At 63.4% G+C, this 24,994-nt stretch carries 23 protein-coding genes; 4 read left to right on the forward strand and 19 right to left on the reverse strand.

The window, feature by feature from the left end; genetic code table 11:
• Positions 1-2: 2 nt before the first annotated feature.
• The 6 genes from ACE103_RS22585 to ACE103_RS22610 all read right to left on the reverse strand — a co-directional run bounded on the left by ACE103_RS22585 (position 3) and on the right by ACE103_RS22610 (position 5,732).
• A complete protein-coding gene (locus ACE103_RS22585; protein ID WP_375774953.1) occupies positions 3-527 on the reverse strand; it encodes a YcnI family protein in 525 nt (174 codons plus the stop codon).
• A gap of 7 nt (positions 528-534) precedes the next feature.
• Positions 535-1,062, reverse strand: coding sequence for a copper chaperone PCu(A)C (locus tag ACE103_RS22590; protein ID WP_223967264.1), 528 nt, complete (start codon positions 1,060-1,062; stop codon positions 535-537).
• Between the two features lie 34 nt (positions 1,063-1,096).
• Positions 1,097-1,594 carry a TlpA disulfide reductase family protein gene (locus ACE103_RS22595; RefSeq protein ID WP_223967263.1) on the reverse strand — a complete coding sequence of 166 codons (498 nt, stop codon included), beginning with the start codon at positions 1,592-1,594 and terminating at the stop codon, positions 1,097-1,099.
• Positions 1,591-2,817, reverse strand: a complete 1,227-nt coding sequence (locus ACE103_RS22600; RefSeq protein ID WP_375774954.1) for an exo-alpha-sialidase — start codon at positions 2,815-2,817, stop codon at positions 1,591-1,593. Before ACE103_RS22600 ends, ACE103_RS22595 begins: the two co-directional genes overlap by 4 nt.
• Before the next feature lie 11 nt (positions 2,818-2,828).
• Entirely contained in the window at positions 2,829-5,207 is a 2,379-nt protein-coding gene (locus ACE103_RS22605) for a TonB-dependent receptor family protein (RefSeq protein ID WP_375774955.1), read from the reverse strand.
• A gap of 84 nt (positions 5,208-5,291) precedes the next feature.
• Positions 5,292-5,732 (reverse strand): DUF2946 domain-containing protein, encoded by a 441-nt coding sequence (locus tag ACE103_RS22610; RefSeq protein WP_375774956.1) that lies wholly within the window; start codon positions 5,730-5,732, stop codon positions 5,292-5,294.
• Positions 5,733-6,121: 389 nt separating this feature from the next.
• Here ACE103_RS22610 and ACE103_RS22615 point away from each other — a divergent pair, with 389 nt between their 5' ends.
• The 4 genes from ACE103_RS22615 (at position 6,122) to ACE103_RS22630 (ending at position 10,232) form a co-directional block, all read left to right on the forward strand.
• Complete coding sequence (locus ACE103_RS22615) at positions 6,122-6,547, forward strand: globin (protein ID WP_375774957.1); 426 nt, start codon at positions 6,122-6,124, stop codon at positions 6,545-6,547.
• Between the two features lie 88 nt (positions 6,548-6,635).
• Positions 6,636-7,673 carry a sugar ABC transporter substrate-binding protein gene (locus ACE103_RS22620; protein WP_375774958.1) on the forward strand — a complete coding sequence of 346 codons (1,038 nt, stop codon included), beginning with the start codon at positions 6,636-6,638 and terminating at the stop codon, positions 7,671-7,673.
• 9 nt (positions 7,674-7,682) lie between these two features.
• Entirely contained in the window at positions 7,683-9,185 is a 1,503-nt protein-coding gene (locus ACE103_RS22625; protein ID WP_375774959.1) for a sugar ABC transporter ATP-binding protein, read from the forward strand.
• 12 nt (positions 9,186-9,197) lie between these two features.
• A complete protein-coding gene (locus ACE103_RS22630) occupies positions 9,198-10,232 on the forward strand; it encodes an ABC transporter permease (protein WP_223967256.1) in 1,035 nt (344 codons plus the stop codon).
• A gap of 345 nt (positions 10,233-10,577) precedes the next feature.
• Here ACE103_RS22630 and ACE103_RS22635 read toward each other — a convergent pair whose 3' ends face one another.
• The 13 genes from ACE103_RS22635 to nuoI form a co-directional block, all read right to left on the reverse strand.
• Positions 10,578-11,771 carry an aspartate kinase gene (locus tag ACE103_RS22635; protein WP_223967255.1) on the reverse strand — a complete coding sequence of 398 codons (1,194 nt, stop codon included), beginning with the start codon at positions 11,769-11,771 and terminating at the stop codon, positions 10,578-10,580.
• 39 nt (positions 11,772-11,810) lie between these two features.
• Complete coding sequence (locus ACE103_RS22640; RefSeq protein ID WP_223967254.1) at positions 11,811-13,046, reverse strand: peptidase M15; 1,236 nt, start codon at positions 13,044-13,046, stop codon at positions 11,811-11,813.
• Between the two features lie 793 nt (positions 13,047-13,839).
• Positions 13,840-15,144 (reverse strand): S-methyl-5-thioribose kinase, encoded by a 1,305-nt coding sequence (gene mtnK / locus ACE103_RS22645; protein ID WP_375774960.1) that lies wholly within the window; start codon positions 15,142-15,144, stop codon positions 13,840-13,842.
• 71 nt (positions 15,145-15,215) lie between these two features.
• On the reverse strand, positions 15,216-15,491 hold the full coding sequence (locus tag ACE103_RS22650; RefSeq protein ID WP_223967252.1) for a DUF1467 family protein: 276 nt from the start codon (positions 15,489-15,491) through the stop codon (positions 15,216-15,218).
• Positions 15,492-15,498: 7 nt separating this feature from the next.
• Complete coding sequence (mce, locus tag ACE103_RS22655; RefSeq protein ID WP_092114633.1) at positions 15,499-15,903, reverse strand: methylmalonyl-CoA epimerase; 405 nt, start codon at positions 15,901-15,903, stop codon at positions 15,499-15,501.
• Between the two features lie 42 nt (positions 15,904-15,945).
• Entirely contained in the window at positions 15,946-17,616 is a 1,671-nt protein-coding gene (locus ACE103_RS22660; protein WP_375774961.1) for a ribonuclease J, read from the reverse strand.
• Positions 17,616-18,422: a biotin--[acetyl-CoA-carboxylase] ligase gene (locus tag ACE103_RS22665; RefSeq protein WP_375774962.1), complete on the reverse strand. Its 807-nt coding sequence runs from the start codon at positions 18,420-18,422 to the stop codon at positions 17,616-17,618. The genes ACE103_RS22660 and ACE103_RS22665 overlap by 1 nt, the downstream gene beginning before the upstream one ends.
• 61 nt (positions 18,423-18,483) lie before the next feature.
• Positions 18,484-19,920: an NADH-quinone oxidoreductase subunit NuoN gene (nuoN, locus tag ACE103_RS22670; protein WP_375774963.1), complete on the reverse strand. Its 1,437-nt coding sequence runs from the start codon at positions 19,918-19,920 to the stop codon at positions 18,484-18,486.
• Between the two features lie 10 nt (positions 19,921-19,930).
• Positions 19,931-21,445 (reverse strand): NADH-quinone oxidoreductase subunit M, encoded by a 1,515-nt coding sequence (locus ACE103_RS22675; RefSeq protein ID WP_212314858.1) that lies wholly within the window; start codon positions 21,443-21,445, stop codon positions 19,931-19,933.
• On the reverse strand, positions 21,446-23,533 hold the full coding sequence (gene nuoL / locus ACE103_RS22680) for an NADH-quinone oxidoreductase subunit L (protein ID WP_375774964.1): 2,088 nt from the start codon (positions 23,531-23,533) through the stop codon (positions 21,446-21,448).
• An 8-nt stretch (positions 23,534-23,541) separates the two neighbouring features.
• Positions 23,542-23,850 (reverse strand): NADH-quinone oxidoreductase subunit NuoK, encoded by a 309-nt coding sequence (gene nuoK / locus ACE103_RS22685; RefSeq protein ID WP_027537255.1) that lies wholly within the window; start codon positions 23,848-23,850, stop codon positions 23,542-23,544.
• Positions 23,847-24,485, reverse strand: a complete 639-nt coding sequence (locus ACE103_RS22690) for an NADH-quinone oxidoreductase subunit J (RefSeq protein WP_375774965.1) — start codon at positions 24,483-24,485, stop codon at positions 23,847-23,849. The genes nuoK and ACE103_RS22690 overlap by 4 nt, the downstream gene beginning before the upstream one ends.
• A gap of 9 nt (positions 24,486-24,494) precedes the next feature.
• Positions 24,495-24,989, reverse strand: a complete 495-nt coding sequence (nuoI, locus tag ACE103_RS22695) for an NADH-quinone oxidoreductase subunit NuoI (RefSeq protein WP_097673576.1) — start codon at positions 24,987-24,989, stop codon at positions 24,495-24,497.
• Positions 24,990-24,994 lie beyond the last annotated feature (5 nt).

Consider the following 24,994-nt stretch of genomic DNA (forward strand, 5'->3'; position numbering starts at 1 on the left):
GCTTACGACTTCGGCAGCAGCTTGAGGCCGGGCGCCGGCGTCTTGCTGCCGTCGTGCCCACCGCCCTGCCCCTCGGCCGGAATATCGATCCAGCGGCTGACGCCCTGCTCGCATTCCTGCACGACGGGAAAATACAACGTGGTATTCGCCTTCAGCGTGTCGGTGAGAAACGTCTGCATCACGAACTCGTCGTAGTTCTGGTCGGAGAGCTTGCCACCGCTCCAGGCGACTTCCTTCACGCCCTCGGTGAGCTTGGCGCCGTGAAAGTCGTACTGGGCAGCATATTTGCCGGCGACCGTATCGAGGGTCCAGCCGGGCTTCGGCATCGGCTTCACCCCGATCACGCCTTCCGGAATCTGCACGCGGATCTTGATCGTCGCCGATCCCGCGCAGCCATGCGGCACGGCAAAGACCGCCTTGTAGTACGAGCCGACCGCCGCCTGTTTTCCCTCAAGCGTGATATGGGCGACCGCAGGCTGCGCTACGAGCAGCGCCGCCGTGGCAATGAGGAGCGTGTGTGATCGCATGGCTTCCTCACATCTTCTTCATGTCCATGTGACCGGAATGGTCGCCATGGCCGGAATGATCGCTGCCACCGGGCGCTTGCGCCCCGACGGCTTGGACATCCAGCGAGACCGAGACCTTGCCGGCCTTCTCGAATTCGAGCGTGACCGGCACCTTGTCGCCCTGCTTCAGCGGGTTCTTGAGGTCGAACATCATGAGGTGATAGCCGCCCGGTGCGAGCTTCACGGTCTTGCCCGGCTCGATGGTCAGTCCCTTGTCGAGCGCACGCATCTTCATGACGCCGTTGTCCATCGACATCTCGTGGACTTCGATCTTGCCTGCGACGTCGCCGGAGCCTGAAACAAGCCGGTCGGGCGTCGTCCCCTTGTTCTCGATCGTTAAATAGCCGCCGCCGATCTTGGCGCCGTTCGGCGTGGCACGCGTCCACGCCTGCGTGATCACGAGGTCGCCGGCCTTGACGTCCTCGGCGCGTACGGACGTCGACACGAGCGCGGCAGTCAGCGTCGCGAGGGTGAGGATGCGAGAGAACGATTTCATGGTGGCGGCTTCCTTTCAGATTGAAGTAGCTGTGCTATCGGATTGTTGCGGCCTGGGCCTCGGACCATTTGTTCAGATCGGCGATTTCGGCCGATCCTTCGATCGTCGTGATCGTTCCGTCACGGGCAATCAGCATGGTTCGCGGGATATCACCTTGCCACGCCGGATCGATCTCAAATCTCAGTCGCTCGGCAAAGCCGTCGCCGAAAATCCAGTTCTCGGCTGAAGCGAGCCCGGCCTGATCCAGCATCGATCGCGTCGCCTCCGGAAGGTTCGGAACCAAATCCGCGCTGATCGTGACGACGTCGATATCGGGATGATCCTTCATGAACCGGCCAAGCTGCGGCAGCTCGACCTTGCATGGTCCGCAGGTGACACCCCAGAAATGCACCAGGGTCGGATGGCCGGCGTGCGCATGCAGCAGCTTTTGCCAGCTGCCGCGTTCGAACGGCTTCGGCGCGCCCTCGCCCGCCGCCAGTGCGGACGGCAGGGTTGCGAGCAGGACAAGGGCCGCGAGCAAATAACGTTTCATGGTTCGCCCTCGATCGCTTGAAAGTGGTAGCCGTCGGCCTTGGTCATCCACGACAGGTAGGTCTGCCGGCTGTCCGAGACCAGCAGCGGATGGTCGGAGCTGTCGGCTGTGTCGGCGATATCAGTTGGCTTCGACCACGTCGCACCATCGTCGTGTGATGTCATCAGATGGATCGACGTCTTCTGCCCGTCGAACTCCTTCCAGGCCATCGCAAGCCCCTGCGGCCCCGCGACGATCTGCGGCCGCGACGGGCTGCGGTTCGGCTGACCGACCGGAAGCGGATCGGAGAAGGTTTTGCCGCCGTCGCGTGACCGCGCATAGAACAATCCCTTGCGCGCCTTGCCATTCGTGTACCAGGTCACATGGTAGGTTCCTGCGGACGAAATGGTCAGGCTGGGACCATGGTGCGGACATGCCGCGATCTGCCAGTCGTCGCGGCTCACCCGATGCACATCGCCGGGCGTTGCCAGATCGTTGAATGTCACGATCGCATGGTCGCGCACGCCGCCTTCGAAAATGTTCCGGAACACGACCACCGGATGGCCGGCACCGTCGAACGCCAAGGCGAGACGGCAGCACTCGCAGGTGTTGTCGGCCACAAGCTGCGCGTCGGAATAGCTCGCGCCACCATCTTTCGAGGTCGCAAAGAACAATCCCGCACCATCATACTTCTGGCCGCGCTGCTGCGCCGGCACGCGGTTGCGCTTATCGAGCCAGACGGCGAACACGGCACCTGAAGGATCGAAGCCGATCGCCTCGAACCGCTGGCTCTCGTTGCTGGTATTGATCGGCTTCGGCGGATCGAAGCTGCGCCCGCCATCGGTCGAACGCGAGGTCAGCACCTGGCCGTTGAAGGCCTGATCGCGGAAGGTCGAGAAAGCCAACGCGATGCCTCCCTTGGCGTCGATCGCAAGCTTCGGGCGCGCATCCGGCCCCCAATCCAGGTTGAGCCGGTCCCGGGTCACCTGCACCGCCGCGGAAAAGCTCTTGCCCTGATCCTTCGAGCTCGCGACGGAGATCTCACCTCCGGCCATCCATGCGAGCCACAGTGTCCCGTCCGGCGCGAAGGCGGGCGTGACTTTGGTCGCGCAGCGCAGGACGGTTTCCTCGCACGCCGCTTCCGAGGCGTGCTGGTGGCTCATCTGCGCCCCGGCGATATTGGGCAAGGCCCCGAGCATGACCGTCGCCAGCACGATCCAAGCCGCAGACTTGCGAGACGTCATCGATGCGCTCCTCACTTGAACGCGATCTTCATGCCCGCCACGAAGGCGCGCGGCGATCCGGCATAGATCGAGTTGGTCGAGTTCGCCAGTATGCTCGCGGGATTTTGAACGCCCGCCGCCGTCACCGAGTTGGCGATATTGTTCGCCGAGGCGATGTAGGTTCGATCGAACACGTTCCGCACCTCGAAATACAGATTCAGCGACCTGAAATAGTCGGAGATCAGATCCGTCGTGTAGTGAACGTTGAGATTGACCAGCTCGTAGCCCGGCGCCTTCAGGAGATTGGCGTTGTCCATGTAAAAGCCATCCTTCCACTGGACTTCGACGAACCCGCCGAGTCCCTGCAATGGACCCGACGGCTGGTCATAGCCAAGTCGTGTCGTCAACTCATTCGGCGAGACGCCGGGAATCTTGTTCCCGACCCGATTGAATGTGAAGCCGCTGATGCTTTCCGTGTAGTCGGTATATACCTCGTCCAGATAGGTGTAGGCCGCCGTGAGCCGCCACCCCTGATAAAAGCCCCATTGAGCGGCGAGTTCAACGCCGCGATGCTCCGAGCGCGGTGCGTTGAAGGTGTATGTAATTCCCGCCACAGGCGTCGCCTGAGAAACAAGTTCATTGTTGAAGAATTCGTAGAAGGCGGTGGCGCTAACCTTCACGCTCTTGTTGGGCGACCAATCCGCGCCAAGGTCGTAGCCGAGGTTGGTCTGGGTCTTGAGCGACGTGTTGTTACCCGATGACCCATTCGGCAGAACGAACAGATTGCTGACTTGCGGCGTACCGTAGCCGGTCGCTACGCGAGCACGTAGCTGCCATTCGTTATCCGGCTTGTAAATGAGCGCGAACTCCGGCGCGGTGTTGGTGAACACAGGCGCCGCTTGCGTCACGGTCGCTCCCACGATTGCGGGATTGTTGATGACCGGATAGGACAGCGCAGTGTTGACACCGTTCAGCGTGGTCGTTTCCCAGCCGATCCCAGCGATCGCCGTCACCGACGGAACAAGCTTGATTTCTTCCCGCGCCCGGACGCCATAGTTGGTTGTCGATTGATACAGACTGCTCTGTGGCAGTCCGAGTGTCGCATTGCCCGCGGGCGAAACGTTCCAGGTCGTACCGGTCGTCGTGAGGGTGTTGTACCAACCCCCGACCATCGTGGTCGAATCCATTCCGAACAATTCGCCGCGCTTGGTCAAATCGCTCATGAAGTTGTACGAAGGATAGTCACCCAGCGCGCTGGTCGATCCCGTCGGCTGATTGATGTTCCTGTCGTCGAAGACGAATTGGTTGCGCCAAGTAGTCGTGTTGTCGAAATCGTGTTCCCAGCGCCCCCCAACGATCGTCCGGTGGTCATCTCGGCCGAGGCCAGCTTGAACCGCAGTCTCGGTGGACTTGGTTCCGTTGAAGCCGTTGTTGAACAGAGAGACGGCCCCACACCCAGGAGCAGCCGTGGCGCCGGTGGTGCAGCCCTGCTGGAACGGGTTCTGGTAGAACTGATTGAGCGACGAGCGGATCGGCAGGCGCGCCGTCAAATCGTTGTTGATCAGCTTGAACGTGAAACGGTCGTCCGGCGTGACCTGCAAAGTGCCGAGGAAATTGACGGTCTGGGTATTGAACCAGCTGTTGCCGATGTAGCCGTCGCCACGCGCGTCGCTCGCAAACAGCGAGCCCTCGAAATTGCCGACCTTCTTGCCCGCGGCCAGATAGTTGTTGAGATAGCCGAAGCTGCCGCCGTCGACGCCGTATTCGACGCCGTCGATCGTGCCGCCCGGCCGGGTCCGGAAATTCAACGCGCCGCCGGTCGCATAGTTGCCGTAGAGCGCCGATGATGGCCCGCGGACCACGTCGATCGCGCCATAGGCGTGCGGATCAATCAGGTCGCTGCGAGACAGGCCGTCCGGCTGGGTGACCGGAAAGCCGTCGTCGAAGATCACGAGGTTACGGATGCCGAAGCCATTCCTCGCATTCGACCCGCGGATCGAGATGCCGAAATCACGTGGGCCATTGCCCTGTTTGATCGAGATGCCGGGACTGTCCCGCAACACGTCCGCCACCGAGAAGGACGGCCGATTGTCGAACTGGCTGCGGTCGATGGTGGTTTGGGTCTGACCGGCCGGCCCCTGGTTCAGGCCATCCCGCGCCGCACTGGGCGTGATGCGCTGCGCACGGCCGGCCGCCGCCACGGCCAGGGGCGCCAGCGGCCTTGCCGGCCGCCGGGCGGCAACCGCGCGCGTCTTCGGCTTGGACCTTGCCGGTTTCGCGCGCGCGGCCTGCGGTGCGTCGACCGTGACGGACGGCAGCGTCGTCTGAGCCTCTGCCCAACTTGTAAGCGTGGAAAGCGCAAAGCCCAGCGTCAGCGCACTGGCCCCGGCCCGCGGATGAAATCGAAACATGGATGAATCCTGACACCGGCTCTTCGGCCGGCTTGCTCTAAGGCACTCGCCGGCGCGCGAGGCGCACCGGCAGCGAGAACGTCGTCAGGAAAACAGCGGCGGCGCGCGGGCTTGCGCGGAGAGGCGCGCCGGCGAGCGATCGAATTCGTTGGCGAAATCAAGCCAGGCGATGCGCGTCGAAGGCCGCTCGACGGCGTGAGCCGTGATTACGGGGTTATCAACGGGCGCTCCGGTCTGCAGCACGCTGCATGCGGAACAACAACCGTCGTGGGCATCATGACCGGTCTGGTCACCCTGCCCGGCTCCGGAGCCGGCATTGCCATGGCAGATGGTGGCAGCCGCGAGTGGATCGGATAGGGCAAGGCTCGTCGCCCAGCAGGCCCCTATCGGCGCGAAAATCTGCACCAGCAGGGCAACCAGGACTATGGGCAGAAAAATCTTCAGCCGCCGGCGCATCGCAAAACCCATCCGGAACGGAACTAACCACCACAGGCCTCGGAAGTCGAGATCATCGACCTCGCGCATTTCTTCCGGCTGACGGAAATTGCCGGGCGTGACACTTGCGTCACGGCCACTCCACAGGCCTTTGTATCCCCTTACCCCGTCACGTGTTTTCAGCTCACTTTCGCAACTGCCGGTGGCACTATCCCAATCATTTCGCAAACTGCTCGAAATTTGAACAATCGTTGCCGAAAATGATGACAAGGCTGGAAAGATAGTCTACCAATTCGGGCTCAGGCCAGCCGCGAGGTGTGTCCTGGTGGTCCAAGTCTCGGGAGGAGCCCGACGCGCACAAGCAGCGTCACCCCATGAATCAAGATCAAATCGAATTTTTGGGGCAAATAGGGTCGACACAATTTTTGGAGCAGGGCTTGGAGCCCTGCTCTTTTTTTATGTGATGATCGCAAAGCACTATGACTCCATCATCGAATCCAATCGAACGCAGCTTTGAACTCGCAGCCGCGGCTTGCGATGATCTGACGCCGCACGTGTACCAGCGCCTGTTTCGCGAACATCCCGAGGCGCAGGCGATGTTTCGCACCGAAGGCAGCGAGCCGGTGAAGGGCTCGATGCTGGCGTTGACGATCGAAGCCATCCTCGATTTCGCGGGCGAGCGCCGCGGACATTTTCGCCTGATCGAATCCGAAGTGTTCTCGCATGATGCCTACGGGACGCCGCGCGAATTGTTCGTCGCATTCTTCGCCGTGATCGCGGACTGCTTGCGCGACATTGTCGGCGAGCAATGGTCTGACGAGATCGATGCTGCGTGGCACAAGCTGCTTCGCGACATCGAGGCCATCGTGCTGCAGCAGAAACATCTCGTGGACGCGAAGGCGTAGCGTCACCGTTCCGATTGTGACACACTCCCTTTATCCGCGGCGCGTGCAACTGACGCCGACGGTCAGAAAAACGAAGAGGGAGCAAACAATGCCAGGAACCGACAAGGGGATGGACAAGGCGTCGACGACTCGGCGCGACCTTCTGCAATTGGCGGCGGCAGGCGGAGCTGCGGCCGGCCTGTTCGGCGGAATGGGCGTGACGACGTCCGCGCTCGCAGCCGAAATGGGACGTTCGGAAAAGCCGCTGAAAGCCGCGTTCTCCAACGCCGGATTGCAGGCGACGTGGTGCGCGCAGGGCAAGCAGGCCGCAGAATTCTGGGGCAAGCTGTTCAACGTCGAAGTGACCTGGTTCGACGGCCAGCTCGATGCCGTCAAGCAGCGCGCCGCAATTGACAACATGGCGTCGCAGAAATGGGATTTCGTCGCGATCCAGGCGTTCGGCATCGGCACGCTGACCCAGCCGGTGCAAAAGATGATCGACGCCGGCACCCCCGTGATCGACATGGACACGCTGATCGCGCCGCTCGACCAGATCAACGTCCATTCGTTCCTTGCCCCGGACAACGAGTTCATGGGCGCCTCGGTGACGCAGGCGCTGTGCAACGCGATCGGCGGCAAGGGCAAGGTCATCATGACCCAGGGCGCGCTCGGCCACACCGGCGCGCAGGGCCGCGCCAAGGGCTTCAACTCGGTCGTCAAGCAGTTCCCGAACGTCGAGGTGCTGGACACCCAGCCCGCCGACTGGGACGTCTCCAAGACCGCCCGGCTCTGGGAAACCTATCTGACGAAATATCCGCAGATCGACGCGGCGTTCTTCCACAATGACGACATGGCGCTTGCCGCCGCCAACATCATGAAGGCGCACAACCGCACCAACATCCTGATCGGCGGCGTCGACGCCATGCCGCCGGCGATCCAGGCGGTCAGCGAAGGCCGCATGTTCGCAACCGTGCGCAATCCGTCCTGCCGCATCCATGGCGGTGCGATCGTCGCGGGCGTCGCGGCGGTGGTCGGCGGCGAGAAGAGTGGCCAGGGCATTCCGAAGAACGTCGTGACCGATGGTCCCGTGGTGACCAAGGCCAACGCCGCCGGTATGCAATGGATGGAGGATCACTTCCTGATCTGAGCGGTCCGCATGTCGCAGGGACGCTCCCCGATCCTCGAGTTGAACCAGATCACGAAGGCCTTCGGCGGTGTCGAAGCCCTTCGTGGGGTCGACTTCGCGCTGCACGCCGGCGAGATCCATGGTCTCGTCGGCGAGAACGGCGCCGGAAAAAGCACGCTGATGAAGATCATCGCCGGCGTGCATCCGGAGTTCTCCGGCCGCTTCGTGCTCGACGGCAAGGAAACCCGCTTCCGCTCCACCCGCGACGCCCATGCCGCCGGCATCGGCATGGTGCATCAGGAACTCAGCGTCGCGCCCGATCTCACCGTCGCCGAGAACGTCTTCCTCGGCAACCAGCCGACCAACCGCCTCGGCTTCGTGCAATGGCGGCGGATGGCGCGCGAGGCCGGCGAGCAGCTGTCCCGGTTCGGCATCGACGTCGATCCGATGACGCGGCTCGGCGACCTGCCGATCGGCCTGCAGCAACTGATCGAGATCGCCCGCGTGCTGTTCTCCGGCGCGCGCATCATCATCCTCGACGAGCCGACCTCCGCCCTCTCCCCACCCGAGGTCGAGCGCCTGTTCACGACGCTGCACAAGCTCCGTGACGACGGCACCAGCATCGTCTTCATCTCGCATTTCATCGAGGACATCCTGCGGGTGTCCGACGTGGTCACCGTGTTCCGCAACGGGCGGAAGATCGCCGAGACCGCGTCCGCGGATACCACCAAGGGCGCGCTGATCGAAGCCATGATCGGCCGCGGCGGCGAGGCGCTGGAGCACAGCTACACCGATGACCTGATGCTCCCGCAACCGGGGGACGGCTCGACGGTGCTGAAGGTCGATCAGCTCTCGCTCCGCCGCAGCCTGCAGGACGTCTCGTTCGAGGCCCGCGCCGGTGAGGTGCTCGGCATCTACGGCTTCATGGGCTGCGGCCAATTGGAGCTGTCGCGTATCCTGTTCGGCAAGCTGAGACCCGACGGCGGAACGCTTGTCGTCGATGGCGCCGCGAAAACCTTCCGCAGCACCGCCGCCGCTCGGCGGGCCGGCGTTGCGCTGGTGCCGGAGAGCCGCCGCGCCATGCTGTTCCACCAGGAGCCAGTCTACAAGAACATCTCGATCAGCATCCTCGAGCGGATCTCGGCGCTGCTGCTCAAGCCGGTGCGCGAGCGCGCCATCGCCCAGCGCCAGGTCGAGCAGTTGCAGATCAGGCCGCCGGTGGTCGGCCTCGATCTCGGCATGCTCTCGGGCGGCAACCAGCAGAAGGTGGCGCTGGCGAAATGGCTGACCTACCCGCCGCGCCTGCTCGTGCTGTGCGAGCCGACCCGCGGCATGGATGTCGGGGCCAAGAACGACGTGATCAACATCGTGCGTGACCTCCGCGCCAAGGGACTGGCGATCATCGTGCTGTCGACGGAGCCGGAGACGGTGTTGTCGCTGGCCGACCGGATCCTGGTGCTGAAGCGCGGCGCGGTGGTGCGCGAATTCGCCGGCGAAGCAGTCAGCAAGGATCGGCTGCTCGAGGCGGCGTAATGGAGAGTCATCATGGCGAGCAGTGACAGCGCGACGAGCCCAGCCGATCACAAGCGGCCGCGCGGGCTGGCGCCGTTCCTGCGCTCGCAGATGCGCAACATCGCGCCGTTCCTGACGCTGATCTTCCTCAGCGGATTCTTCGCGATCGCAAGCCCGTCGTTTGCGACCATCGACAATCTCGGCAACATCCTCACTCAAGTGTCGGTCACCGGCATCATCGCCGTCGGCCTCACCTTCGTGATCCTGTGCGCCGAGATCGACCTGTCGATCGCCAGCATCGCCAACGTCACCGGCATTGCGGTGGCGTACTTCACGCTGCAAGAGTCCTACGTCAACATCGCCAATATCCCGATGCCGGGTTTTGCCGCGATCCTGCTGGCGCTGGCGCTGTGCGCGCTGCTCGGCCTCGTCAACGCCCTGGGCCTGACCATCATCGGCATCCCCTCCTTCATCATGACGCTGGCGATGATGCAGATCGCGGCCGGCGTCTCGGCGCTCCTGGTGCGCGGCCAGATCGCCTACAAGGTGCCGCCGCTGATCACGACGCTCGGCTCGGGCTCGATCGGCGGCATCCCCTGGATCGTGATCGTCGCAGCGGTGATGCTGCTCGGCGGCCATCTGGTGCTGACCTACACACGCTTCGGCCGCTACGTCTACATGGTCGGCGGCAATCGCGAGGCTGCGGAATTTGCCGGCCTCAACGTCAAGCTCATCCTCGGCAGCGTGATGGTGATCTCGGCGGTCTGCTCCGGGATCGGCGGCATGCTCGGCGTCGCGCATTTCGGCAGCGCGCAGCAGAACGAGTTCGACACCTATCTGCTGGATTCGATCGCGGCGGTGGTGGTCGGCGGCACCAGCCTGTTCGGCGGCCGCGGCGGCATCGGCAACACCATCGTCGGCCTGTTCGTGCTCGGCGTGCTCAACAACGGCCTCGACCACGTCAACATCGACAGCTTCCTGAAGATCCTGATCCGCGGCCTGATCCTGCTCGCCGCGCTGGTCATCAACGTCTACGCGCAGCGGCTGCGGGAGCAGGCAGCGGAGTGAGCGGGCAGAAGCCAGCTCAACATGATGGTGATGGAAGCCCCCGCTCCAGTTGTCGATGTCGCGACGTATCCTCCGCTGTCGTCGTGGCGAAAGCCAGGACCCATCCTCCGCAGCAGGCGTTGTGAATTGGAATCGTCGTTCCAGCGTCGCACAACGACAATCACTTGGGGTAATGGCCTGGCTTACGCCAGGACGACGATGATTATGGGGACGCTGCTTCGCGTCCTCGGGCACGTTTCGCCCGAGCTTACGCCGTCGGGCAACTCAGTGGCATCGGCGGCGATCGCAAATCGCGCCGACATCGTGTGCACGATCATTCATCCGTGCCATCGCGAATTCGCAGTGCTAGATCAGCGAATGCAAAGCCCTGACCGCAGCCTCACGGCTCTCCACCGAAACAAAGAAACTTACCGAATGCGATGACAAGACATACTTGTCGGCGATGATCCCGTGATGTTGCAGAATCTGAACCGCCTTGTACGGCAGATCCGAAGAAATGCCGCCAAAGCAAGTGAGGCTCACCGAACTCAGAGTCTCGCGCTGTTTGCGCAGGTCTTTGCTCCCTTCCAGTGTGCGGAGCAACGCGTCGAGAGTCTCCGAATCGCAAGTCATCATGATGCGGGTTTTGTCGGCGGTGAAAGCCGAGGCCAGGAGTTGCGGCCAAGGCAAGCCATTTTGCTTGAGATGCTGCGCGAACTTCTCAAAGCCTTGATTGAGGTTCGCCGAATCGATCTCCACGTGCTCAATGCGAGCCATTGAGTTGACGGCCAGGACTTTTCCGTTCTCCATATCCGCGACTTCCTTCATCACTTGCGTGCTGTGTCGAGCGCCGCCCCACTTTCTCAAGACCAGAGGCACGTTTTGGCTGTGGGCCAGTTCCACGCTGCGGAAGTGCAGGACTTTTGCGCCCCAGAAACACATTTCGGATAGGGATGCGAAATCCAGCTGACGCAAGGGTTTTGCATCCGCGACGATGCGAGGATCAGCCGAGCACACTCCGTCGACTTCCTTTATAATCTCGCAGCACTCCGCCTTGAGCGCCGCAGCCATGGCGACCGCAGTGGTATCGCTGCCACCCCGGCCAAGCGTCGTGATTTCCTTGGTCAGCGGATCCACGCCCTGGAAGCCCGCCAAGACCACGATGCGTCCGCGATCGAGCTCTTCGCGCACACGAATGGGCCGCACATCCAAAATGCGTGCGGATGAATGGGATCCGTCGGTCATCACACCGGCCTGACTGCCGGTAAAGCTGATCGCCGGTACGCCTAGATCAGACAGCGCCATGCTCATCAAGGACATGCTGATGCGCTCGCCGGTGGTCAATAACATATCGAGTTCGCGGCGATTGGGATGCGGGCTGATCTGATAGGCCATCCTGACGAGTTCGTCGGTGGTCTTGCCCATCGCTGAAACGATCGCCACGACACGATGACCACGGCCATGCAAATCAGCGACACTGCTCGCCACTGCGCGGATTCTTGCCGGTGTTTCGAGACAGGCGCCGCCATATTTTTGCACGATGATGGGATTGCTAGGCATTCTTGCCCGCGTCGTGTTGAAAGGCGCAGCTGAACCGGATCAGATCGTTCTCCCCTTCGACGCTTTCGCGGTTTTTGATCGCTTCGCGGCGACCCGCAGAGCGCCCCGGTTGCGCTTCTTGATATCCGCTTCCGCGTGCTGAGCTTTCGTCCCGCCGCGGTGAGCGGCATATTCCTTGCCGTCTATAGGCGCGACATGCGGTGGATCTCGATCGAGATACGGTCGTCCGATTCCAAAATCCGATCCGCGCGCATCGATCCATTTCCAAAGGGCCTCAGTGGAAACCCAACGCTCCGCGCGCGTCGCGCCTTTGACGCTCACGATATCAGCGGCAAGCCCGTGGCCGTAGCCACCGCGGAAGCTCCCTCCATGGTATGACTTGTCGGACGCCGCCTTCAGGCCGCTCGCGATCGATTGACGGTAGTCATCGCGGAACGCGCTGGTTATCCCGGGCGACAACCCGGCCTGCTCCGCCGCGTAGAGCGCATGAAAGAGCTTGAGCTTAAAGCCCCGATCCACCCCTCCAATCACGTAGTCGATCATCGGCATGCCCATTCTTTCCGCCGCCTTCGGATCCTTCCACGTGAAATCGTTATCGACGCGCCTGCTGAACGTCCTGGTGACGGTCACCGTCTTGCGCTTCCTTTTGACCGTTACCTTCCGCTGCTCTTGTACGCTGATGGTGTCTTCCTTGGGCGTCCGCTCGTAGAGCGCCCACAGGTACCGGTCGATGCACACATCGACGACGAGGCACTCTTCGAAAATATCCAGGGGTCTCGCGGCCTCCTTGGTGTCGCTCGACACTGGAGGCGCGCTCGCTGTCGTCGTTTGCACCGGCGATGTTTCGACCGGCAGCGTCTGCGACGAATCCGGCAACGCCGCCACGACAATCGATTTCGGCTCGCTTGAGGTCGCCGTCGCATCAGGGGTCGTCGCCGGCATCGATTCAACCGCCATCGCCGCGTCGACGTTAGCGACAGCGTTGCCCGTGACGTCTGCCTGCAGGGTGGCCGTCGTGAAGGCCGGCTCCGTCACGGGTTCGGCAGTCATCGTCACCTCAGCGTTCACGTTGGCGACGTTGCTGACTGCAGGTGTCTGTGGCGTATCGGCCAGTTCGGCATTGGCGGCGAGAGATGGTGCAAGGCCCTCGATGGGCACTGCTCCAAAGTTCCCCATGCCGGCAAAGCCAGCCAGCCAGGCAGCGAGCCAACCTGCGAGAACGACCGCCCCGCACAGTTCAGGCGTCACCGTCGCAATTCGCCGCGGGTTCATCATCCCGTAGCCTCCAAAGGCCCGATCCGAGCCCTGTTGCACAGCCAAGCACGCGACGGGGTCAATCATTTGGATCAAAATGTAAACGCGCAATGGTCGGAAGCCGTTGGCCCTACGCTTTTCCAAAGGGTGTTGCTCGAGCGCAACGCGCGATCGCTGGCAGCGTGCCGCCGCCTTCGGTGATTTTCACCAGCGATGAAGCTCTGATGTTCGCTCCAGGTCAGGAGTTGAAGTTGTGCCCCTCATCGCTCGCTTCCGCTCGCTCATGGTTAATTCCGTACTCAAGCGCCGTGGCAATGGCCCAAATATTCGCTAACCTCTGGTGGGCAGCGGAGGGCTCGCCTTTGTCAGCGTCGAGGGCACACCGTGAGAGGATCGGCTGGAAAATGGCGGTCGCGGCCGGGCTTGCTCTAAGTCAGGCTGCGGTAGCAGCACCGCCCGATAACCCAAATCCTGCGCTTGCCCCATGGTTTGAGAGCCTGAAGCAACCAGGCACCGGTGCATCTTGCTGCTCGATTGCGGATTGCCGGACGGTTGAGTTCCGACAGGACCGAGACGGCTACGAAGTCCTAATTGATGGTCGCTGGAAGTTGTCGGCGCCATTCTGGCTGCGGGTCCCACCGAACAGGATCATCAACAGAACCGACAACCCGACGAACCGCGCCGTGGTCTGTTTCACGCCTGAGGCCGGCATTCTCTGTTTCGTGCGTCCGGCCGAAAGTTAGTCCATGCCGCAGCGGCCTGCCAAACAATCCTTGCCGATCCTTGCCGTACACGACGATCGATGCTCACCAGATCACCTGGCGAGATCCGGCTGCCAGTGGCGGAGCTCACGCGCGGCGTAGGTGACTGTGCCGACCGTCGTGTAGGACGCAGCCTCCAGCATCATGTTGCGAGCGAGCTTGAGGGCCCGTGCCTCGCAGATCGCGCGCTGCTTCTCGTCCGCGATCCACTCGAAATCGATGTTGTGCGCAAGGCCAAGGATGCGCCGGATGGTCTTGGCGGCGGCGAAGCCGACCGTGTCCTGGAACAGCCGCGCCATATAGGCCTGCCGCTCCGCCTCCAGCCGCGCGGCGCCGGCCTCGCCCGCGAACAGCGACGCCGGATAGCCGTCGCCATCAGCCTCGCTGCGCCACAGCGCGAGAAACTTGCGCGAAAATTCGCTCCAGACGCCCTCGATGGTTTCCAGGAGCCAGGCCTCGAACGCTGCGCGCTCGCCCGGCGTGCGCTCATGACCGGCGGAGGCCAGATAGGCCATCAGGAGATTGCCGATGACGGCACCGATGTCGAAACCCATCGGACCATAGAAGGCGAATTCGGGATCGATCACCTTGGTCTCGCTGTCGGTGACCATGATCGAGCCGGTGTGCAGGTCGCCGTGCAGCAACGCCTCCGGGCTCGCCATGAATTTCAGCTTGAGCCTGGAGATCGCGACATGGAGGTCGAGATCCTCGCGGAACGCCGCCGCCGTCGCGTCGAGATACGGCGCGGTCCAGCGATTCTGCTCGGCGATACGATAGGGGTCGGTGAAGATCAGATCCTCGGTGATCTTGCAGAGCGCGTGGTTGCCGGCGAAATCGGCGATCCCCTGCTTCTTATCCGCGGCCGACAGCGCCAGGTCGGACGTGAAGAACAGCGTCTGCGCCAGGAAGGTCGAGATATCCTCGACAAAGTGCGGATACCGCGTGGCGCCGATCAGGCCCTTGCGCATGATGATGTGCGGCTCGAGCAGCTCCATCGCGGTGAGCGCGAGCGGTGCATCATGATGCAGCACTGCCGGCACGAGGTTCGGTGCCAGCCGTGCCTGATGCACCAGCGCCCGATGCTCGTAATGGGCTCGCGACAACGGCAGCGGCCAGCTCTCGCCGACCAGCCGCACATAGGGCAACGCCTGCTTGACGGCGATGCCGCCGCTGCTGCCCTTGACGATGAAGACGAGGTTGAGATTGCCGTCGCCGACCTCGCTGATCGACCAGTCGGCCGGCGCTCCGCCGAGTTGGGTGACGATGCCGGGAAGGCTCGCGAGATAGTCGCGCAGATCGGCTTCCCGCAGGATTCGATAGGCGCTCTGCCCGGAGCCTGGCTGGGCCTGCAGGTTCATCGTGGTCGCCTCCTCCGCATCGCCGGGGTGAGGTTGATCCTCACTCCATCGGCATCAGATCCTGGTCGGCTTTAGAACGGCATCCCCATCAGCTTGGACAGCCGCTCGACCGAGAGATAGCCGGCATAATAGGCCCACATGCCGATCGCGAAGATCACGGCCGAGATCAGCGTGGTCCAAAACAGCTTGCGGCCCATCCGCGCCATGATCGGCGCGCCGGGGTCGGTGCCGGGCGCACCGACGCCGTCCTCATGCTGGCTGCGTATGCCGAACGGCAGCGTCAGGAACAGGACGAGCCACCAAAGAACGAAGTAGATCGCAAGCCCGGTGGAGATCTGGTACGCCATACTGGCCTCAGGCCTGTTCGATCTCGACCAAGGCGCCGGAAAAGTCCTTGGGGTGGAAGAACAGCACCGGCTTGCCATGCGCGCCGATTTTGGGCTGGCCATCGCCTAGCACCCGCGCACCCTCGGCGATCATACGGTCGCGGGCCGCGATGATGTCGGGCACGTCGTAACAGACATGGTGGATGCCGCCGTCGGCGTTACGCTCGACGAACTTTGCGATCGGTGAGGCCTCGCCGAGCGGCTCGATGAACTCGATCTTGGTGTTGGGCAGCGTCACGAACACGGTGATGACGCCATGCTCCGGCAGCGGCACCGCATCGGAAATCTCGGCATTGAAGGCCGTGCCGTAGATTTTGGCGGCCTGCCTGGCGTCCTTGACCGCAATGGCGACGTGATTGAGCCGGCCCAGCATATCTCTCTCCCTTTGTCGTTGCGCACGCCTTAAAGGCGTGTGTCAGACCGTCAGAACGTGCACGACGCAGATCGGCTTCTTGCCCCACTGCTCGTTCAGCGCGGCCCGCACCGCGCGGCGCACCGATTCCCCGAGCGCGTCCGGATCGCGGCGCCGCGGCTTGGGCAAGCCCTCGATGGTCGATACCACGACATCGAACACGATGTCGTCGAGCAGCTCGCCCGCAGCATTGTTCTCCGGCATGCCGACCAGATCAACCTCGGGATCGTCGACCATCTCGCCCTGCGCGGTCATGGCGATGGCCACGAAGGCGCAGCCGGCAAAACCCATCCGCCGCCGCTCGACCACGGCGCGCGACTTGGAGTCCTCCAGGATGGTTCCGTCCTTGTAGAGCCGCCCCGACGGCACTTCGCCGACGATTCCGGGATCGCCGGGCCCGAGCTTGACGAGGTCGCCGTTGCGGCAGGTCAGGACTTTCGGGACACCCGCAGCGCGCGCCAGCTTGGCGTGCTCGGCGAGATGCAGCGCCTCGCCATGCACGGGGATCAGTAGCTGCGGCCGCACCCAGGAGATCATGTCGCGCAGCTCGTCGCGGCGCGGATGGCCGGAGACGTGCACCAGATGCTCGCGGTCGGTGATGATTTCGACGCCCTGCGTCACCAGCCCGTTGATGATGCCGCCGACCGCCTTCTCGTTGCCGGGGATGGTGCGGGAGGAGAAGATCACGGTGTCGCCCCTGTTCAGGGTCACCTGCGGGTGATCGTTGTTGGCGATCCGGGCCAGCGCGGCGCGGGGCTCGCCCTGGCTGCCGGTGCACAGCGCCAGCACCTTGTCGGCTGGGAAATGGCCGTAATAGTCGGTGCTGCGGAATTTGTGCGAGCTGTCGAGATAGCCGCATTCGCGCGCGACCTGCACCACGCGCTCCATGGCGCGGCCGACCACGACGACCTCGCGATCGGCGGCGTTCGCAGCGTCCGCCACCGCCCTCACGCGCGCGACATTGGAGGCGAAGGTCGTGACCGCGACCCGGCCCTTGGCCGCCTTGACCAGCTTCTTGATGGTGGCGGCAACCTCGGTCTCCGAGGGCGAGCGCCCGTCGCGCACCGCGTTGGTGGAATCGCCGACCAGCGCCAGCACGCCTTCGTCGCCGAGCTCGCGCAGCCGCCGCTCGTCGGTCGGCAGGCCGATGATCGGGGTCGGATCGATCTTCCAGTCACCGGTGTGCAGCACGGTGCCGACATCGGTCTTGATCGCCAGCGCGTGCGATTCCGGAATCGAATGCGCCACCGGGATGAACTCGACATTGAACGGGCCGATATCGACCCGCCCGCCAGACGGGATCACGGTGATCGGGATCTTGGGCGGATTGCGCTCGGCGGCGCATTTGGCCTCGAACAGTGCCGCGCTGAATTGTGTCGCGTAGATCTTGCAGCCGAGCTTCGGCCAGAGATCGATAATCGCGCCGAAATGGTCCTCATGGGCATGCGTCAGCACGAGGCCCATCAGATTGTTGCGCTCCTTCTCGAGAAAACGCACATCGGGCATGATCAGGTCGATGCCCGGCAGATGCTCCTCGTCGCCGAAGGAGACGCCGAGATCGACCGCGAGGAACGAGCGCTGGTGGCGGTTGCCAAGCCCATAGATCGACAAATTCATGCCGATCTCGCCGACGCCGCCGAGCGGTGCAAAGGTAAGCTCGTCAAGTCGCGCCATCACACCGCCCTCTTCGAGGCTGCGCTGCCGAAATAGACCTCGCCCGCCGCAACCGGGATACGCTTGCCCTCGGCCGTACACACGATCAGACAACCGGTCTCGTCGATGGTTTCGAAGATGCCCTCGATGGTCGCCGAGCCCGTGTTGATCGCGACCTCGCCGCCGAGCCCGGCCGCGCGCTCGAGCCAACGCCGGCGGATCTCAGCAAAGCCGCGGCCGTTGTCCCAGATGCCGCGGAACTCGACCCAGGCATCGGACAGCGCCGTGAACAGCTCTTCCGCGCTGATCTGGACGCCGAGCTCCGCCAGCGACACCGCAGGCGTCGGCGTGCCCTCGGGCGACGCCACGACATTGGTACCGATGCCGACAACCACCGCGAGGCGATCGCCGACGGCTTCGGCCTCCATATTGATGCCGACCAGCTTCGCGCCGCCAGCGAGCACGTCGTTCGGCCACTTCAGCGCATATCTCGGCCGGTCAGAACCGAGACGAAGGGCCGCCTCGACACTGACCTTCTCCAGGGCGGCTTCCTCCGACAGCCCGGCGACAAAGCCGAGCGTCGCGGCAACGGCCGGCGGAACGTCCATCAATTCGAGAATGCTGCTGGCAAGGTTGCCGCGCGGCGCGATCCAGACCCGCTGCCGCCGGCCCCGCCCTGCGGTCTGCTCTGTCGTCACGAACCACGTCGGCCCCTGCTCGCCGTCGCGGGCGCGCAGCATCGCCTCGGCGTTGGTCGAGCCGATCTGGTCGAAGGCGGCGAGCTTATAGCCCGCCGCAATGGCCCGGGGTCCGAGCGTGAAGGTCATAGTGAGGTTATGCGCATGATCCGATCCGAAAGCCAGCGCCCTGTTTTCGGGATCATGTGCATCAGAATAGCGACTTCGCCGCCGCCGTGGCCACGCTCACCAGCGGGCCCGGATAGGCGAAGAAAAAGATGTTGAAGATGCCTGCGACCGCCAGCACGGTGCGCAGCTCGACGCGGACCGGGTCGAGCTTGCCGAGCGGCTGGTCGAAATACATCACCTTGACGATCGACAGATAGTAGAACGCGCCCACCACGCTGGTCAGCACGCCGATCACCGCGAGCGTGAACAGATTGGCCTTGATCGCGGCGACGAACACGTACCATTTGCCGAAGAAGCCGGCGAGCGGCGGCACGCCGGCCAGCGAGAACAGCAGCATTGCGAAGATGAAGGCGATCAGCGGGTTGGTGCGGGACAGGCCGGCGAAATCGCTGATCTGCTCCAGCGCCTGGCCGTTGCGCTTCATCGCCAGGATGATCGAGAAGGTCCCGAGCGTCATCGCGACATAGATCGTGATGTAGATCAGGACGCCCTGCGCGCCCTCGACCGTGCCGGAGGCGAGGCCGACCAGCGCAAAGCCCATATGGCCGATCGACGAATAGGCCATCAGCCGCTTGATGTTGGTCTGACCGATCGCGGCGAACGAGCCCAGCGCCATCGAGGCGATCGCCACGAACACCAGGATCTGCTGCCACTGGGTGACGATGCCCGGGAACGCGGTCAGCGTCGCACGGGTGAACACGGCGAGCGCGGCGACCTTCGGGGCGGAGGCGAAGAACGCCGTCACCGGGGTCGGTGCGCCCTCATAGACGTCAGGCGTCCACATGTGGAACGGCACCGCCGAGACCTTGAAGCAGAGGCCGGCGAGCAGGAACACCAGGCCGAACACGATGCCGATGCTGCCGGTGGTCGCGGCGGCCGCGATGCCGGCGAAGCTGACCGTGCCGGTGAAGCCGTAGATCAGCGAGGCACCGTAGAGCAGCATGCCCGACGACAGCGCGCCGAGCACGAAATACTTCAGGCCGGCCTCGCTCGACTTGGCGTTGTCGCGCTGGCTGGCGGCGACGACGTAGAGCGCAAGGCTCATCAGCTCGAGGCCGAGGTAGAGCGAGATCAGGTCGCCGGCCGAGATCAGCACCATCATGCCGAGCGTCGACAGCAGCACCAGGATCGAGAACTCGAAGTTGCGGGTCGACGGCTGGGACAGGTACTCGGTCGACAGGATCAGCGTCGCCGCGGAGGCGATCAAAGCGAGGACCTTCAGGAAACGGGCGAAGTCGTCGACGATGAAGCTACCGCCAAAGGTGACGAGTTTGCCGGCCGGCAGCCACAGCTCCAGCACGCCGGTCAGGACCAACAGACACACCGCGAGCGCGGTGATCAGCCGGGTCGTCCCCTGCCCGCGATAGGCTCCGATCATCAACAGCACCATGGCGCCGACCGCGAGCACCAGCTCCGGCAGCACCGGCTGCAACTGATAACCTGCACTGGAAAAGCTCATGACAGCGGCCTTACTGCGTAACCAGCGCGGCTGCCTTCACGGCAGTCACGGCGGTGTTGTAATTGTTGACGAGCTGCTGCACCGAGGCGGCCGACATGTCGAGCACCGGCTTCGGGTAGACGCCGAACAGGATGGTCAGCGCGATCAGCGGGAACAGCGTCACGCATTCGCGGAAGGTGAGATCCTTGATCGACATCAGCGACGGCTTGACCAGCGCGCCGAACACCACCTTGCGGTAGAGCCAGAGCGCGTAGCAGGCCGACAGGATCACGCCCGTGGTGGCGAAGAACGCCGTCGGCAGCGAGATCTTGAAGGTGCCGAGCAAGGTCATGAACTCGCCGACGAAGCCGCTCGTGCCGGGCAGACCGACATTGGCCATGGTGAAGACCATGAAGGTCATCGCGTAGAGCGGCATCCGGTTGACGAGGCCGCCATAGGCCGCGATCTCGCGGGTGTGCATGCGGTCGTAGACGATGCCGACGCAGAGGAACAGCGCGCCGGAGACGATGCCGTGCGAGATCATCTGGAACATGCCGCCGGCGACGCCCTGCGTGGTCACCGCGAAGATGCCCATGGTGACGAAGCCCATATGCGCGACCGAGGAGTACGCGATCAGCTTCTTCATATCCTCCTGCATCATCGCCACCAGCGAGGTGTAGATGATGGCGATGACGGACAGCGTGAACACGAACGGCGCGAAGTCGTGCGAAGCCAGCGGGAACATCGGCAGCGAGAAGCGCAGGAAGCCGTAGCCGCCCATCTTCAGCAGGATCGCGGCCAGGATCACCGAGCCCGCCGTCGGCGCCTCGACATGCGCGTCAGGCAGCCAGGTGTGCACCGGCCACATCGGCATCTTCACTGCGAACGAGGCGAAGAAGGCCAGCCACGCCCAGGTCTGCATCGAGCGCGGCACCGCGGTGTGCATCAGGGTCGGGATGTCGGTGGTGCCGGCGTTCCAGTACAGCGCCATGATGGCGAGCAGCATCAGCACCGAGCCAAGGAACGTATAGAGAAAGAACTTGAACGAGGCGTAGACCCGGCGCGGACCGCCCCAGACGCCGATGATCAGGAACATCGGGATCAGGCCGCCCTCGAAGAACAGATAGAACAGCACGAGGTCGAGCGCCGAGAAAGTGCCGACCATCAGCGTTTCCAGGATCAGGAACGCCATCATGTATTCGCTGACGCGCTGCGTCACCGACTTCCAGCTCGCGATGATGCAGAGCGGCATGATCGCGGTGGTCAGGATGATCAGCGGCAGCGAGATGCCGTCGATACCCATGTGATAGGTGATGCCGGTGGCGAGCCAGGAGGTCTTCTCGACGAACTGGAAGTCGGACTGCGCGGGATCGAAGCGTGCCACCAGGATCAGCGACACTGCGAAAGTGATCAGCGTGGTCCACAGCGCGATCCAGCGCGCCGTGCGGCTCGCGGTCTCGTCGCCGCCCCGCGCCAGCAGGTAGACCAGGATCGCGCCGACCGCTGGCAGGAAGGTCGTGACGGAAAGGATGGGCCAGGTTGTCATTTACTGGCCTCCCAAGCCGAACATGAACCAGGTGATCAATCCGGCGGCCCCGATCAGCATCGCGAACGCGTAGTGATAGAGGTAGCCGGTCTGCAATTTGACGACGTTGCGGGTGACGTCGAGCACGCGGGCCGAGACGCCGTCGGGACCGAAGCCGTCGATGACGAAGCCGTCGCCCTTCTTCCACAGCGTGTAGCCGAGCCACTTTGCCGGGCGCACGAAGATCCAGTCGTACAGCTCGTCGAAGTACCATTTGTTGAGCAGGAACTGGTACAGCATCGGCTGCTGGTTCGCGAGCTCGACTGGCAGATACGGCCTGCGGATGTAGAACAGGTACGAGATGAACAGGCCGAGCGCCATCATCACGGTGGGCAGCGGCGCGAGCCAGCTCGGCATGTGCTCCATGTCCTCGAGGATGTGCGGGTTCATCTTTACGGATTCACGGAAGAATTCCTCGACGCCGTGCGGGCTGGCGAACACTTCCTTGAACGGCAGACCCGCCAGGATCGAGCCGGCGGCAAGCACGCCGATCGGCACCAGCATCCAGACCGGGCTCTCATGCGCCGCCTCGTAGTGCTTCTGGTCGTGCGGCTCGCCGAAGAACGTCTTGAAGATCAGGCGCCAGGAGTAGAACGAGGTCAGGCCGGCGGCCACGATCGTCATCAGATAGGCGTAGGTCGCGAACGGGTTGTGCGCGGCGTAGGCCGCCTCGATGATCGCGTCCTTGGAGAAGTAGCCGGCGAACAGCGGGAAGCCGGTCAGCGCCAGGGTGCCGATACACATCACCGCGAAGGTGTACGGGATCTTGCGCCACAGGCCGCCCATGTTGCGGATGTCCTGCTCGTGGTGCATCGCGTAGATCACCGAGCCGGAACCCAAGAACAGCAGCGCCTTGAAGAAGGCGTGCGTGAACAGATGGAACATGCCGACCGAATAGGCCCCTGCGCCCATCGCCACGAACATGTAGCCGAGCTGCGAACAGGTCGAGTACGCGACGATGCGCTTGATGTCGTTCTGCACCAGGCCGATCGTGGCCGCGAAGAACGCCGTGGTCGCACCGAAGAACATCACCACCGCCTGCGCGGTCGGCGACAGCTCGAACAGTGGCGACAGCCGCGCCACCATGAAGACGCCGGCGGTGACCATGGTCGCGGCGTGGATCAGCGCCGACACCGGGGTCGGGCCTTCCATCGCGTCCGGCAACCAGGTGTGCAGCAGGAACTGCGCCGACTTGCCCATCGCGCCCATGAACAGGAACAGGCAGGTCAAGGTCAGCGCGTCGGGGTGCCAGCCGAAGAAGTCGATGGTCTTGCCGGTCAGTCCGGGCGCGGCGTGGAAGATGGTCTCGAAGTCGGTCGAGCCGACCAGCGCGAAAATCGCGAAGATGCCGAGCGCGAAGCCGAAGTCGCCGACGCGGTTGACCACGAACGCCTTGATCGCCGCCGCATTGGCTGACGGCTTCTGGTACCAGAACCCGATCAGCAGGTAGCTTGCCAGACCGACGCCCTCCCAGCCGAAGAACAGCTGCACGAGGTTGTCCGAGGTCACCAACATCAGCATCGCGAAGGTGAACAGCGAGAGATAGCCGAAGAAGCGCGGCCGGTTCGGATCCTCGTCCATGTAGCCGATGGAATAGAGGTGAACGAGCGCGGAAACGGTGTTGACCACGACCAGCATGACGGCGGTCAGGGTGTCGACCCGCAGCGTCCAGGCCACCTGCAGGTCGCCCGAGGTGATCCAGGGCAGCAGCACGACGCGCGCGTCATGGTGCATGAAGCCGACGTCGACCAGCGTGAACCAGGACAGCGCCGCCGACACGAACAAGAGGCCCGTGGTGATCAGTTCGGCCAGCCGGGAGCCCGCCGCCGCCGGCTCAGCGACGTGGTGGTCGTCGTGGTCATGGTCATCATGGCCGTGATCGTCGTGGGCCGCCGAGGCATGGGCGTCAGAAGCATGGGCGTCGCCATGCGCGTCGTCGTGGTGGTCGACGGTGTCGCCGCTTGGGCAGCGCGCATGCGCGCCGACCAGCGAGATGATGCCTGCGAGGATGGCGCCCAGCAGCGGCAGGAATACGATTGCCTGTATCATTTGCCGGACTAGCCCTTCATCAGATTGACGTCTTCAACCGCGATCGAACCGCGGTTGCGGAAATACACCACCAGCACGGCGAGGCCGATCGCGGCCTCGGCTGCCGCCACCGTCAGCACCAGCAGTGCGAACACCTGGCCGACGATGTCGCCGAGGAAGGTCGAGAACGCCACCAAATTGATGTTGACCGAGAGCAAGATCAGCTCGATCGACATCAGGATGACGATGATGTTCTTGCGGTTGAGGAAGATGCCGAGAATCCCGAGCGTGAACAGGATCGCGCCGACCGCCAGATAGTGCCCTAGCCCGATCGTCATTTCACCCACTCCGCCGCATCGGCATCCTGCAGGCCCTGCCCCGACGCCACCTTGCGCATCGCCATCGCCATTTCCGGCGTGCGCGCGTTCTGCACATTGATGTTCTGCCGCTTGACGTTGGCCTTGTGGCGCAGCGTCAGCACGATGGCGCCGATCATCGCGACCAGCAGCACCATGCCGGCGAGCTGGAAGTAATGGATGTACTTCGTATAGAGCACGAGGCCGAGCGCCTCGGTGTTGCTGATATTGGTCGGGATCGCCGCCGTGATCGTCTTGGTGACCTGCGGGTTGATCACCCAGGCGCCGACGACGAGCAGCAGCTCGAACAGGAAGATGCCGCCAATCACGATGCCGACGGGCAGATACTGGATGAAGCCCTCGCGCAGCTCGACGAAGTCGACGTCGAGCATCATGATCACGAACAGGAACAGCACCGCGACGGCGCCGACATAGACCACGATCAGCATCATCCCGAGGAACTCGGCGCCCATCAGGATGAACAGGCCCGAGGCGTTGACGAACGCCAGGATCAGGTACAGCACGGAGTGCACGGGATTGCGCGAGACAATCACCATGACCGCCGAGGCCACACAGGCCGCGGCGAACAGATAGAAGAACAGCGCCGGAAGGATCATGCCCTCACCTCACCGGTACGGCGCGTCGAGCGCGATCGACTTCGCAATCTCGCGCTCCCAGCGGTCGCCATTGGCGAGCAGCTTCGCCTTGTCATAGTAGAGTTCCTCGCGGGTCTCGGTCGCGAATTCGAAATTCGGTCCCTCGACGATGGCGTCTACCGGGCATGCCTCCTGGCACAGCCCGCAATAGATGCACTTCACCATGTCGATGTCGTAGCGCACCGTGCGGCGGGTGCCGTCGTTGCGGCGCGGGCCGGCCTCGATCGTGATCGCCTGTGCCGGGCAGATCGCCTCGCACAGCTTGCAGGCGATGCAACGCTCCTCGCCATTCGGATAGCGGCGCAGCGCGTGCTCGCCGCGGAAGCGCGGCGAGATCGGCCCCTTCTCGAAGGGATAATTCAGCGTCGGCTTCGGCTTGAAGAAATAGCGCATGGCGAGAACGAACGCCGAGACGAATTCCGAGAGCAGAAGCGAGCGGGCTGTTGCGTTGACGTTGACACTCATGACGA

Origin of the sequence: Bradyrhizobium sp. ma5, from assembly GCF_042258955.1 — a bacterium.
Taxonomy (GTDB): domain Bacteria; phylum Pseudomonadota; class Alphaproteobacteria; order Rhizobiales; family Xanthobacteraceae; genus Bradyrhizobium.